Origin of the sequence: Paraburkholderia phosphatilytica (assembly GCF_003443895.1) — a bacterium.
Lineage (GTDB): Bacteria > Pseudomonadota > Gammaproteobacteria > Burkholderiales > Burkholderiaceae > Paraburkholderia > Paraburkholderia phosphatilytica.
This window is the reverse complement of record NZ_QQOA01000003.1, coordinates 372201-385104: the sequence shown is the minus strand read 5'-3', so window position 1 is coordinate 385104 and position 12904 is coordinate 372201. Positions and strand designations below refer to the sequence as shown.

Annotated in this window: 14 protein-coding genes and 1 tRNA gene; 13 read left to right on the top strand and 2 right to left on the bottom strand. The window is 64.2% G+C overall.

Annotated features, from left to right (window positions below):
- On the bottom strand, positions 1 to 120 hold a 120-nt coding region (locus DVS29_RS05270), incomplete at its 3' end, for an FAD-binding protein (protein WP_118179361.1).
- A 200-nt stretch (positions 121 to 320) separates the two neighbouring features.
- Between DVS29_RS05270 and DVS29_RS05265 the strand changes: the two genes are divergently transcribed.
- Together DVS29_RS05265 and DVS29_RS05260 are read left to right on the top strand one after the other, a co-directional pair.
- Positions 321 to 1097, top strand: coding sequence for an SDR family oxidoreductase (locus DVS29_RS05265; RefSeq protein WP_118179360.1), 777 nt, complete (start codon positions 321 to 323; stop codon positions 1095 to 1097).
- 14 nt (positions 1098 to 1111) lie between these two features.
- The gene (locus DVS29_RS05260) at positions 1112 to 1543 is read left to right on the top strand and encodes an acyl-CoA thioesterase (RefSeq protein WP_118179389.1); all 432 of its coding nucleotides are present in this window, start codon (positions 1112 to 1114) and stop codon (positions 1541 to 1543) included.
- Positions 1544 to 1571: 28 nt separating this feature from the next.
- On the opposite strand, the gene DVS29_RS05255 is transcribed toward DVS29_RS05260, so the two are convergent.
- The gene (locus tag DVS29_RS05255; protein WP_118179359.1) at positions 1572 to 2147 is read right to left on the bottom strand and encodes a PAS and helix-turn-helix domain-containing protein; all 576 of its coding nucleotides are present in this window, start codon (positions 2145 to 2147) and stop codon (positions 1572 to 1574) included.
- 280 nt (positions 2148 to 2427) lie between these two features.
- Between DVS29_RS05255 and DVS29_RS05245 the strand changes: the two genes are divergently transcribed.
- From DVS29_RS05245 to pheS, 11 genes are all read left to right on the top strand, one after another.
- Entirely contained in the window at positions 2428 to 3132 is a 705-nt protein-coding gene (locus DVS29_RS05245; RefSeq protein ID WP_118179358.1) for a CoA transferase subunit A, read from the top strand.
- Positions 3133 to 3134: 2 nt separating this feature from the next.
- Positions 3135 to 3776 carry a CoA transferase subunit B gene (locus DVS29_RS05240; protein WP_118179357.1) on the top strand — a complete coding sequence of 214 codons (642 nt, stop codon included), beginning with the start codon at positions 3135 to 3137 and terminating at the stop codon, positions 3774 to 3776.
- Between the two features lie 276 nt (positions 3777 to 4052).
- A complete protein-coding gene (locus DVS29_RS05235; protein ID WP_118179356.1) occupies positions 4053 to 4931 on the top strand; it encodes an alpha/beta fold hydrolase in 879 nt (292 codons plus the stop codon).
- 115 nt (positions 4932 to 5046) lie between these two features.
- A complete protein-coding gene (locus tag DVS29_RS05230; RefSeq protein ID WP_118179355.1) occupies positions 5047 to 5400 on the top strand; it encodes a RidA family protein in 354 nt (117 codons plus the stop codon).
- 52 nt (positions 5401 to 5452) lie between these two features.
- Positions 5453 to 7708 (top strand): RelA/SpoT family protein, encoded by a 2256-nt coding sequence (locus DVS29_RS05225; protein ID WP_118179354.1) that lies wholly within the window; start codon positions 5453 to 5455, stop codon positions 7706 to 7708.
- 109 nt (positions 7709 to 7817) lie between these two features.
- Positions 7818 to 7894: transfer RNA gene (locus DVS29_RS05220), tRNA-Val, on the top strand.
- A gap of 313 nt (positions 7895 to 8207) precedes the next feature.
- Positions 8208 to 10115 (top strand): threonine--tRNA ligase, encoded by a 1908-nt coding sequence (thrS, locus tag DVS29_RS05210; protein ID WP_118179353.1) that lies wholly within the window; start codon positions 8208 to 8210, stop codon positions 10113 to 10115.
- Between the two features lie 51 nt (positions 10116 to 10166).
- Positions 10167 to 10688 carry a translation initiation factor IF-3 gene (gene infC, locus DVS29_RS05205; protein ID WP_118179352.1) on the top strand — a complete coding sequence of 174 codons (522 nt, stop codon included), beginning with the start codon at positions 10167 to 10169 and terminating at the stop codon, positions 10686 to 10688.
- Positions 10689 to 11058: 370 nt separating this feature from the next.
- Positions 11059 to 11256, top strand: a complete 198-nt coding sequence (gene rpmI / locus DVS29_RS05200; RefSeq protein ID WP_004191477.1) for a 50S ribosomal protein L35 — start codon at positions 11059 to 11061, stop codon at positions 11254 to 11256.
- A gap of 29 nt (positions 11257 to 11285) precedes the next feature.
- Positions 11286 to 11645, top strand: coding sequence for a 50S ribosomal protein L20 (gene rplT / locus DVS29_RS05195; protein ID WP_004192938.1), 360 nt, complete (start codon positions 11286 to 11288; stop codon positions 11643 to 11645).
- 232 nt (positions 11646 to 11877) lie between these two features.
- Positions 11878 to 12891, top strand: coding sequence for a phenylalanine--tRNA ligase subunit alpha (gene pheS / locus DVS29_RS05190; protein ID WP_164707845.1), 1014 nt, complete (start codon positions 11878 to 11880; stop codon positions 12889 to 12891).
- The last annotated feature ends 13 nt before the right edge of the window (positions 12892 to 12904 follow it).

Below are 12904 nucleotides of genomic sequence, written 5' to 3'. Positions count from 1 at the left end.
CGCGCGCTGCTTCAGGCGGATCGCGGCCGCGAGGCCCGCCGGGCCACCGCCGACGATCACGACGTCGTACTCCATCGATTCGCGCGGGCCGTACTGCTCAATGAGACTTGCGGGGGTCATCGATGCTCCTCTTACCGTTAGAATGCTTTTTTCGGGATCGTATTGTCAGCGAACGATACAGGTGCTGCAACCGGAAGCGACACGATTAGCACGATCGTTCTATTTTATGATACGGTATCGTCCCTGATGATGAACGCGCGACCGGGCGCGTCGGGCGGGCATCGCCGCATCTGTCACCAACACCGAACAAAGGAACGACAATGGGCCGTTCGATCAATCTGGAAGGCAAGGTCGCGCTGATCACGGGCGCGTCGAGCGGACTGGGCAAGCGCTTTGCCCAGGTGCTGTCGCAGGCGGGCGCGAAGGTGGTGCTCGCGAGCCGCCGCACCGAGCGCCTGAAGGAACTGCGCGCGGAAATCGAGGCATCGGGCGGCGCGGCGCACGTCGTGTCGCTGGACGTGACGGACTACCAGAGCATCCGCTCGGCTGTCGCGCACGCGGAGACCGAGGCCGGCACGATCGACATCCTCGTGAACAACTCGGGCGTGTCCACCACGCAGAAGCTCTCCGAAGTCACCCCCGCGGATTTCGAATACGTGTTCGACACGAACACGCGCGGCGCCTTCTTCGTCGCGCAGGAAGTCGCGAAGCGCATGATGATGCGCGGCAACGGCGGCCAGAAGCCGCCGTACCGGATCATCAACATCGCGTCCATGGCCGGCCTGCGCGTGCTGCCGCAGATCGGCCTGTACTCGATGAGCAAGGCCGCGGTCGTGCACATGACGAAGGCGATGGCGCAGGAATGGGGCAGGCACGGCATCAACGTGAACGCGATCTGCCCGGGCTACATCGATACTGAGATCAACCATCACCACTGGTCGACGGATCACGGGCAGAAGCTGGTCGCGATGCTGCCGCGCCATCGCGTCGGCCGGCCGGAAGATCTCGACGGCCTGCTGCTGCTGCTCGCCGCCGATGAATCGCAGTTCATCAATGGCTCGATCATCGCGGCCGATGACGGTTTCGGGCTGTCGTGAGCGAGAGTGCGGTGATGGGCGAGTATCACGCTGTTCTCGAGATGTGCATGCCGATCCGTTGGGGTGACATGGACGCGTTCGGCCATGTGAACAACACGGTCTATTTCCGCTACATGGAGCAGGTGCGGATCTCTTGGTTCGAGCAGCTGGGCATCCTGGGCGGCAACGACGAAGGGCAGGGCCCGGTGATCGTGAATGCGTCGATGGAGTTTCTGAAGCAGCTGCACTATCCGGGGGATGTGATCGGCAGGATGACGATCGGCCCGCTCGGGCGCAGCAGCTTCGATACGGGCTTCGAGCTGCGCCGCGCGGACGATCCGGACACCTTGTATGCTCGCGGCAACGCGCGCTGCGTGTGGATCGATTACGCGGCCGGCAAATCGGTGGCGATGCCCGACCTGCTGCGCTCCACCATCGAGAACGCGGCGCTCGTCAAGAACGGCTGAGCGTGCTGGGACTTGCGGGGCTTACCGCTTACTGCCCGAGCAGCCGTTGCAGCAGCTCGGTCGCATTACCCGTGTCGTACTTGCGCATCAGCCGCGCGCGGTAGACGTCCACCGTGCGTGAGCTGATCGCGAGAATCCGGCCGATCTGCTTGCTGGTCTTGCCGGTGACGAGCTGCGCGGCGATCTCGCGTTCGCGCGGCGTCAGTTCAACCGCGACGCGCCGTGTCGCGCTCAAATCCTCGAAGGTCCATACGCCCGCCGCGTGAGGCTCGGTGCGATCGAGCGAACGGCCGGTCACGTGACACCAGAACAGCTCGCCGTCCGCGCGCTTCATGATGCGGTCGTCGGCGTAGCTGCCTTGCGCGGTCATCGTGGTGCGGATGCGTGCGCCGATGCGCTCGAATTCGTCCGGCGACGGATACAGCACCTGAAACGACTTGCCCAGCAACGACTCGCGCGTGCAGCGGAAGATGGCCGCGAGCGCGTCGTTGCAGTCTTCCATGATGCGGTCGCGCGCGAGCACGAGCCCGATCGGCGCGAGATGGAACGCGGTGCGGTAGTCGAGCGCGGGCGGCTCGGGTTTGACGGCGCTTTTGGCAGACATGGCGGTTCAGGTTGGCGGCGAGTGCAGCGCGGCAATGCGGGTCCGCCTGTATGTAGTTTTGCGTATTGTGCCGCAACATCCGCGCATCGTACCCTTTCGGTCAGATCGCCAGTCCGGCAGGTGGGGTGCGCCGGGCGCGGCGGCGTCGCGGTGCACCGTCACCGCAGCGCCGCGCGCAGGTGACTAGAATGACAATTCGCACCGCGCAGGGCGGCCGCGCCGGCAGTGGGCGCGCGCAGCGGTTCTCGCCGCGGAATTCCAGTCGAGGAAGGGACAACTGATGAACAAAGTCTATGGAGGCGCGGCTGCCGCGCTCGAAGGCATCGTCAAGGACGGCCAGACCTTCGCGGTCGGCGGTTTCGGCCTGTGCGGCATTCCCGAAGCGCTGATCGCGGCGCTGCGCGACTCGGGCGTGAAGGGCATCACCTGCATCAGCAACAACGCGGGCGTGGACGGCTTCGGTCTCGGCCAGCTGCTCGCGACGCGCCAGGTCAAGAAGATGATCTCGTCGTACGTCGGCGAGAACAAGGAGTTCGAGCGCCAGTACCTGGCCGGCGAACTCGAGCTCGAATTCACGCCGCAAGGCACGCTCGCCGAGAAGCTGCGCGCGGGCGGCGCGGGCATCCCCGCGTTCTTCACGAACACCGGCTTCGGCACGCTGATCGCCGAAGGCAAGGAAACCCGCCAGTTCGGCGAGAACCACTACGTGCTCGAACACTCGCTGACGGCGGACGTCGCGCTCGTCAAGGCATGGAAGGCCGACAAGGCCGGCAATCTGGTGTATCGCCGCACCGCGCGCAACTTCAATCCGGTGTGCGCGATGGCCGGCAAGATCACGGTCGCGGAAGTCGAAGAGATCGTGGAAGTCGGCGAGCTCGACCCGGATGCGATCCATACGCCCGGCATCTTCGTGCAACGGCTTGTGCTGAACGCGCATCCGGAAAAGCGCATCGAACAACGCACCGTCCGCGCAAAAGGAGAGTGACCATGGCCTGGAATCGTGACGAAATGGCCGCGCGCGCGGCGAAGGAACTGCAGGACGGCTTCTATGTGAACCTCGGCATCGGCCTGCCGACGCTGGTGGCGAATCACGTGCCGAAGGGCGTCGAAGTGTGGCTGCAGTCGGAGAACGGCCTGCTCGGCATCGGCCCGTTCCCGACGGAAGACGAGGTCGACGCCGACATGATCAACGCCGGCAAACAGACGGTGACGACGCTGCCGGGTTCGTCGATCTTCTCGTCGGCGGATTCGTTCGCGATGATCCGCGGCGGCCACATCAATCTCGCCATTCTCGGCGCGATGCAGGTGAGCCAGAAGGGCGACCTCGCGAACTGGATGATCCCGGGCAAGATGATCAAGGGCATGGGCGGCGCGATGGATCTGGTCGCGGGCGTGAAGCGCGTCGTCGTGCTGATGGAGCATGTCGCGAAGGGCGACCAGCACAAGATTCTCGGCGAATGCACACTGCCGCTGACGGGCGTGGGCGTCGTCGACCGGATCATCACCGATCTCGGCGTGATCGACGTGACGGAACACGGACTGAAGCTCGCCGAGCTGGCGCCGGGCGTGAGCGTCGACGAGATCCAGGCGAAGACGGGGGCGCCGCTGGATGCGAGCGGGGTGAAGTGAGCTGTAACGGCGATTGATGCGGCGTAGCGCGGCGCTGGCTGCGCAGGGTCGCGTCGAGCGCTGAGATGATGCGCTAACGGGCGGGCGAGGCAGCGATGACCTCGCCCGCTTTGTTTTTGTGGATGCTTCTCGCGTGAGCATGCGCTTGCGCCTGCGCTCGCGCTCGATCGAAGCCGCGCCCAGGCCATTCGGCCGATCTGCGCGCTGCGTCAAAGCGTTTACAATCGACCGGCGATATTCACCGTACGCAGTGCACTTCTCAAGCGAGGACCTCCGATGACCAGCCCAGCCGCCCGTCTGCCGCGCCAACGCTTCGTGCAATGCGCGAGTCCCGCCGGCCTGCATCGCGTTGCGTACACCGAGTGGGGCGATCCGTCGAATCCGCGCGTGCTGGTGTGCGTGCATGGGCTCACGCGCTCGGGCCGCGATTTCGACCGGCTCGCTGCCGAATTCGCCGATACCTACCGCGTGGTGTGCCCGGATGTGGTCGGGCGCGGGCAGTCGTCCTGGCTCGCCGATCCGAATTTCTACGCGGTGCCGCAATACGTGGCCGACATGGTCGCGCTGATCGCGCGGCTCGGGGTGGATGAAGTGGACTGGTTCGGCACGTCGATGGGCGGATTGATCGGGCTCGCGCTCGGTGGCCTGCAGCATTCGCCGGTCCGCCGGATGCTGCTGAACGACGTCGGTCCGCATCTGGAGCCCGAGGCCGTGAAGCGGATCGGCGAATATCTCGGCAAACCCGCGCGGTTCGCTTCGCTGCAGGAAGGTGTCGATCACGCGGCGGCGCTCGCTGCGACGTTCGGTCCGCTCTCCGCGGACGAATGGCGCGAGATCAACACGCCGCTGCTGTGCGAGCGCGATGGCGCATGGCAGTTCCGCTACGATCCGCGCATCGCGCAGCCGTTCTCCGCGACCACGCCCGAACTCGCGGCGCTCGGCGAAGCGGCGCTGTGGCGTTCGGTCGAATCGATCGAAGGGCCGCTGCTGGTGGTGCGTGGCGAGCAGTCGGATCTGCTGTCGCGCGATACGGTCCAGCAGATGGTGGCGCGCGGCAACGCGGTGTCGAGCGTCGAGATTCCCGGCGTCGGGCACGCGCCCGCATTCCTCGACGACTATCAGATCGGCATCGCCCGGCGTTTCTTCATCGGGTAAGCGATCCGCCATCCGAACGCGTCATAATAGAAAGCTGCGCGCGGCGAAGGCTTGCGCGATGCCCGTCATTGCATCAGCGAACTTGCATCCACGAACTCAACGAACAGGACACACCATGGCAGTCACCCGTCATCACGTCGGCGCGCGTCTTTCGGAAATCGCCGTGCATAACGGCACGGTCTACCTCGCCGGGCAGATCGCCGAAGACACGAACCAGGACATCACCGGCCAGACCCAGGAAGTGCTCGGCCACATCGACCGCCTGCTCGCGGAAGCGAACAGCGACAAGGCGCATCTGCTGTCCGTGCAGATCTACATCTCGGACATGGTGCACTTCGCCGGCATGAACGCGGTGTGGGATACGTGGGTCGCGCAGGGTGCGACGCCGCCGCGCGCAACCGTCGAATCGAAGCTCGCGAACCCGGCGTGCCTCGTCGAGATCGTCGTCGTGGCCGCGCAGAAGAGCTGATTTTTCCGTTTCACGTCGCACCTCGTCCGTCTGCCGGCGGGCGAAGCATGTCATGAGCATCGATTCCGTCACTGCCGCGCCTGAAGCGAATCCACCCCCCACGCAGTCGTTCGACGACGTGCTGGCGTTCGTGCGCGAGCACGCGGGCGACGCGCGGCTCGCGTCGGGCGAACTGCTGGCCGATCACGCGGCGGGCACGGCCGCGATCGTGAGCACGCTCAACGTCGATCCGCCGGCGGTGGTCGCCGCCGCGCTGTTCGCGCTGACGCCGCATCTCGAAGAGCCCGAGCGGGTCATTGCCGAGCGTTTCGGCGAAGAGGTCGAGCAACTTGTCGCGAATGTGCGCAAGCTGCTCCGGCTCGGCTCGGTCAGCCTGCGCGCCGCGCAGAACGCGCTGCCCGAAGCGGGCCGCGATGCGGAGGCCGCGCGCCGCGCGCAGGTCGAGGCGCTGCGCAAGATGCTGCTCGCGTTCGCGCAGGACATTCGCGTGGTGCTGATCCGGCTCGCGTCGCGCCTGCAGTCGATGCGCTACTACGCCGCGGCGAAAGTGACGCCTTCGCCCGATGTCGCGCGCGAGACGCTCGACATCTACGCGCCGCTCGCGAACCGGCTCGGCATCTGGCAGCTGAAGTGGGAACTCGAAGACCTCGCGTTCCGCTTCCAGGAGCCGGTCACCTACAAGCGCATCGCGAAGTTGCTCGACGAGAAGCGCGTCGAGCGCGAAACCTACGTGGCCGAAGCGATCGCGCGGCTCGAGCGCGAACTGGCCGCCGCGCATATCCCGGCGGAAGTGAGCGGGCGCCCGAAGCATATCTACAGCATCTGGCGCAAGATGCACGGCAAGGATCTCGACTTCGCCGAGCTCTACGACGTGCGCGCATTCCGCGTGATCGTGCAGGACATCAAGGATTGCTACGCAGTGCTGGGCATCGTCCATCACCTGTGGCAACCGGTGCCGAAGGAGTTCGACGACTACATCTCGCGGCCCAAGCCGAATGGCTACAAGTCGCTGCATACGGTCGTGATCGGCGACGACGGGCGCGCGTTCGAGGTGCAGATCCGCACGCAGGAGATGCATCAGTTCGCGGAGTACGGCGTGGCCGCGCACTGGCGCTACAAGGAAGCCGGCGTGCGCGGCTACGGCGGCAACTTCGCCGCGAACGAGAAGTACGACGAGAAGATCGCGTGGCTGCGGCAACTGCTTGCGTGGAAGGACGACGTGTCGGAGCGCGGCGACCCGTCGCAGCGGGGCCAGCCGTGGGAGCAACTGCGCCAGGCGACGCTCGACGACGACCACATCTACGTGCTGACGCCGCAGGCGCGCGTGATCGCGCTGCCGGTCGGCGCGACGCCGCTCGATTTCGCGTATCACCTGCACAGCGAGCTCGGGCACCGGTGCCGCGGCGCGCGCGTCGACGGCGCGATGGTGCCGCTCGATACGCCGTTGCAGAACGGCCAGACGGTCGAGATCGTCGCGGTGAAGGAGGGCGGCCCATCGCGCGACTGGCTCAACCCGCAGCTCGGCTATCTGCACAGCGCACGCGCGCGTCAGAAAGTGCGCGCGTGGTTCAACGCGGTCGATCTCGAAGCCACCATCGGTGCCGGCCGCTCGATGGTCGAAAAGACGCTGCAGCGCGAGGGCAAAACGTCGGTCAATCTCGACCAGCTCGCGGCGAAGCTCGGCTTCAAGTCGCCCGACGACCTGTTCCTCGTCGTCGGCAAGGAAGAGTTCAGCCTGCGGCTGGTGGAGCAGGCGCTGCACGACGCGCCGCCGCCCGCGGAAGCGGACGTCGAGGCGCCGGAGCAATTCGAGAAGCGCAGCAGCGGTGCGAGCGTCGCGCAGGGCGCGTCGACGGGCGTGCTGGTCGTCGGTGTCGATGCGCTTCTCACGCAGCTCGCGCGCTGCTGCCGTCCCGCGCCGCCGGACGACATCCGCGGTTTCGTCACGCGTGGCAAGGGCATGTCGGTCCATCGCGCGGACTGCCCGACGTTCAGGCGGATGGCCGAGCGCGCGCCGGAGCGCGTGCTGCAGACCACGTGGTCCGCGGACGTGATGAGCGGGCGCGGGCACTCGGTGTATCCGGTCGATCTGGCGATCGAGGCGAGCGACCGTCAGGGCCTCTTGCGCGACATCTCCGAAGTGTTCGCGCGCGAGAAGATGAACGTGATCGGCGTGAAGACGCAGAGCCGGCGCAACGCGGCGTTCATGCAGTTCACCGTCGAGGTGTCGAGCTCGGCGCAGATCCAGCGCGCGTGCACGCTGCTCGGCGAAGTGACGGGCGTCGTGCGCGCGACGCGCAAGGCGTGATGTGGGACACGCGTGGACGCAGCGTTTCGCATCGCTCGCTATTCATCATGTCCGTGCATAAAAACACTTGCCAAGCATTCGAGGGCTCCATATAATCTCGTTTCTTCGCAGGCTCGTAGCTCAGCTGGTTAGAGCACCACCTTGACATGGTGGGGGTCGTTGGTTCGAGTCCAATCGAGCCTACCAACGAAAACTGAAAACCCGGTGGTGGTATGTGCAGGTGCCGGGGTTTCGCAAGCTGTACTTGCTGTTCGTCGAGAGGCGCGCAGCGCGAGGCAAAGACAGGTTATGACACCGCGAACGTTGACCGAAACCACTTCGGAGCGACGCTAGTCGAGGACCTCTTTCGCCTTGTCCGCCACAGCAGTACCGGCGGTGTGTTGAAAATGTGAATGCGGCCCCTCGAAAGCGGGGCCGCATTTTTTTTACTCGCGGCTTTTCTCAACCAGCTTGGTCAACCAGTTAAGCAGGTGCCGCCGCCGGCACCACGGAGAACGAAATGGTATCGATACGTCTGCCTGACGGTTCAGTTCGACAGTACGAACATCCGGTGACCGTCGCCGAAGTGGCGGCATCGATCGGCCCCGGCCTCGCGAAGGCGGCGCTCGGCGGCAAGATCGACGGCGAGCTGGTCGACACGTCGGCGCTGATCGATCGCGACGCGTCGCTCGCGATCGTGACGGAGAAGGACGCGGACGGCCTCGACATCATCCGCCACTCCACGGCGCACCTGCTCGCGTACGCGGTGAAGGACCTGTATCCCGACGCGCAGGTCACGATCGGTCCGGTGATCGACAACGGCTTCTACTACGACTTCGCGTACAGCCGTCCCTTCACGCCGGAAGACCTCGAGAAGATCGAGAAGCGCATGCAGGAGCTCGCGAAGAAAGACGAGCCGGTATCGCGCCGCGTGGTGTCGCGCGACGAAGCCGTCGACTACTTCAAGAGCATCGGCGAGAAGTACAAGGCCGAGATCATCGAATCGATTCCCGCCAGCGACGAAATCAAGCTGTACTCGCACGGCGCTTTCACGGACCTTTGCCGCGGTCCGCATGTGCCGTCCACGGGCAAGCTGAAGGTCTTCAAGCTGATGAAGCTCGCGGGCGCGTACTGGCGCGGCGACGCGAAGAACGAGCAGCTGCAGCGCATCTACGGCACCGCGTGGACGAAGAAGGAAGATCAGGACGCGTACCTGCACATGCTGGAAGAAGCCGAGAAGCGCGACCATCGCAAGCTCGGCAAGCAGCTCGACCTGTTCCATATGCAGGACGAGTCGCCCGGCATGGTGTTCTGGCACCCGAAGGGCTGGACGCTGTGGCAGCAGGTCGAGCAGTACATGCGCCGTCGCGTGAACGCGGCGGGCTATCTCGAGATCAAGACGCCGATGATCATGGACCGGTCGCTGTGGGAAGCGTCGGGCCACTGGCAGAACTATCGCGAGAACATGTTCACGACGGAATCGGAGAAGCGCGACTATGCGATCAAGCCGATGAACTGTCCGGGGCACGTGCAGGTGTTCAACCACGGGCTGCGCTCGTACCGCGATCTGCCGCTACGTTACGCGGAGTTCGGCTCGTGCCATCGCAACGAGGCATCGGGCGCGCTGCACGGGCTGATGCGCGTGCGCGGCTTCGTGCAGGACGACGCGCACATCTTCTGTACCGAAGACCAGTTCATCAGCGAATCGATCGCGTTCAACACGCTCGCGATGAGCGTGTACAAGGACTTCGGCTTCGAGCACATCGACATCAAGCTGTCGCTGCGCCCGGATTCGCGCGCCGGCACCGACGAAACGTGGGATCGCGCGGAAGAAGGCCTGCGCGAGGCGCTGCGCGCGTGCGGCGTGACGTGGGAAGAGCTGGCCGGCGAGGGCGCGTTCTACGGCCCGAAGGTCGAGTACCACATCAAGGACGCGCTCGGCCGCTCGTGGCAGTGCGGCACGCTGCAGCTCGACATGGTGCTGCCGGAGCGTCTCGGCGCGGAATACGTGGCGGAAGACAACAGCCGTCGCCGGCCCATCATGCTGCACCGGGCAATCGTCGGATCAATGGAGCGCTTCCTCGGGATCCTGATCGAGCACCACGCTGGTGCAATGCCGTCATGGCTCGCCCCGACGCAGGCCGTGGTGATGAATATCGCGGAAAATCAGGCCGAATACGCGCATCTTGTCGCTCAAACGTTGCAAAAACAAGGGCTTAGAGTGGCGACTGATTTGCGCAACGAGAAGATTAGCTATAAAATACGTGAGCACACGCTCGAAAAGGTGCCGTATCTGCTTGTGGTCGGCGACAAGGAGCGTGAAGCACAAACGGTAGCCGTGCGTGCCCGTGGCGGTGTCGATCTGGGTGTGATGCCGGTCGATGCCTTCGTCGAGCGTCTGCAGGAAGACGTGCAGTCGTTCCGGTGAGCCACTTCGGCAGCGCGGCTCGTTTTTTTCAATTTTTAGAGGAAACACAACATCGCTACGGATAAGTCGCATCGCATCAACGGCGAAATCTCTGCGCCCGAAGTGCGCCTCGTCGGAATCGACAATGAGCCGCTCGGCATCGTGAAACTGGCCGATGCGTTCCGCATGTCGGAACAGCAGGACGTCGATCTGGTTGAAATTGCCCCGCAGGCCGTGCCCCCCGTGTGCCGCCTGATGGATTACGGCAAGTTCAAGTATCAGGAAGCGAAGAAGCAGCACGAGGCGAAGCTGAAGCAGAAGGTCATCCAGGTCAAGGAAGTCAAATTCCGCCCGGGTACCGACGACGGTGACTACAACGTCAAGCTGCGCAATCTGACTCGCTTCCTGGAAGAGGGCGACAAGACGAAGATCACGTTGCGTTTCCGCGGCCGCGAAATGGCCCACCAGGAAATCGGCATGCGCATGCTGGAGCGTCTGCGTACCGACCTCGACGAATTCGGTCAGGTCGAGCAGATGCCGAAGATGGAAGGGCGCCAGATGATCATGGTGCTCGCGCCGAAAAAGAAGAAGTAAAGCCGCCCGTCTCATCGGGACAGCGCGCGGCGGCCGGTCGAAAGACGGCTCGCGTGCGGGGTGGTGTGTTGTATGTCGAGGATTGAAGCTGTCGTTCGCACGCGTGCGGTGCCGGTTGCAGGGTTCCTGTCGAACCACCGCGAACCACCGGCGCCAAAGCTGAATGCGGGGCAGCACAGGTTTCAGGGAAGCACCGCGAGAGCAGGTGGTTCTTTTGAAGCGCAGCGGTCGGATGTCGCGACTGGCTGCATACCAAGTGGAGTGGGTTTCGAAGGGCGGGTTCAGGACGAAGCAGTCTGCCGCGGCGCGAGCCGGGGCAACCGCGGAGTCAGCCGCACACCCATGTCCATCAAATAATGGAGTAGTTGCCATGCCGAAGATGAAGACCAAGAAGAGCGCTGCGAAGCGCTTCGTGGTTCGTCCGGGCGGTACCGTCAAGCGCGGTCAAGCCTTCAAGCGCCACATTCTTACCAAGAAGACCACCAAGAACAAGCGTCACCTGCGCGGCGCCACGGCAGTTCATGATTCCGATCTGAACTCCGTACGCGCGATGCTGCCGTTCGCCTAACCCTTAACCGACACTCATAGGAGCGAAACATGCCTCGAGTCAAACGTGGGGTTACCGCACGGGCCCGCCATAAGAAGATCATCAATCTGGCCAAGGGTTACCGCGGCCGCCGCAACAACGTCTACCGCATCGCCAAGCAGGCGGTCATGCGCGCTGGCCAGTACGCCTACCGCGATCGCCGCAACAAGAAGCGTGTGTTCCGCGCACTGTGGATCACGCGTATCAACGCGGCGGTGCGTCAGCACGACATGACGTACAGCGTGTTCATCAACGGCCTGAAGAAGGCTTCGATCGAACTCGACCGCAAGGTGCTGGCCGACATGGCGGTGTTCGACAAGGCTGCTTTTGCTGCGATCGTGAAGCAGGTGAAAGCCGCCGTTGCAGCCTGATTGAGATCTGACGATCGCAGGTATTGCGTGGTTCGTTGCAGCGAATACTCCGGTAGTCTCGGTGACGCTGCAACAAAAACGGGGCTCCTCACCGAGCCCCGTTTTTGTTGGTAGAACGGATTGCACTGAGCGGAAAGCACTGCGCGGAACGCACCGAACGCTTTGCACCACGTATCGATTCATCTCGACTGACCCACTGACACAAGCACAAAGACGCTGAAATATGGCATCCATGGATCTTGACCAGATTGTCGCCGACGCAAAGCAGGCCTTCGCCGGTGCCGCGGACAACACCACGCTCGAAAACGAGAAGGCGCGCTTCCTCGGCAAGTCGGGCGCGTTGACCGAGCTCCTGAAAGCACTGGGCAAGCTCGATCCCGAAGCGCGCAAGACTGAAGGCGCGCGCATCAACGTCGCGAAGCAGCAGGTCGAGGGCGCGCTCACCGCGCGCCGCCAGGCGCTCGCCGACGCGCTGCTGAACCAGCGCCTCGCCGCCGAAGCGATCGACGTCACGCTGCCTGGCCGCGGCCCCGGCGCCGGCAGCCTGCACCCGGTGATGCGCACGTGGGAGCGCGTCGAACAGGTGTTCCGCTCGATCGGTTTCGACGTGGCCGACGGTCCCGAGATCGAGACGGACTGGTACAACTTCACGTCGCTGAACAGCCCCGAGAACCATCCGGCGCGTTCGATGCAGGACACCTTCTACGTGGACGGCAACGATGCCGAAGGTCGCCCGCTGCTCCTGCGCACGCACACAAGCCCGATGCAGGTCCGCTATGCGCGGATGAACCAGCCGCCCATCAAGGTGATCGCGCCGGGCCGCACGTATCGCGTCGACAGCGATGCGACCCACTCGCCGATGTTCAACCAGGTCGAAGGCCTGTGGATCGACGAGAACATCAGCTTCGCGGACCTGAAGGGCGTCTACACCGATTTCCTGAAGAAATTCTTCGAGCGCGACGACATCCTCGTGCGCTTCCGTCCGTCGTATTTCCCGTTCACAGAGCCGTCGGCCGAGATCGACATGATGTTCGAGCACGGCAAGAACGCAGGCCGCTGGCTCGAGATTTCGGGCTCGGGTCAGGTGCATCCGACGGTGATCCGCAACATGGGTCTGGACCCTGAGCGCTATATCGGCTTCGCATTCGGCAGCGGCCTCGAGCGGCTGACGATGCTGCGTTACGGCGTGCAGGATCTGCGTCTGTTCTTCGAAAACGATCTGCGATTCTTGCGGCAATTCGCCTGACCGGACAGAGCGG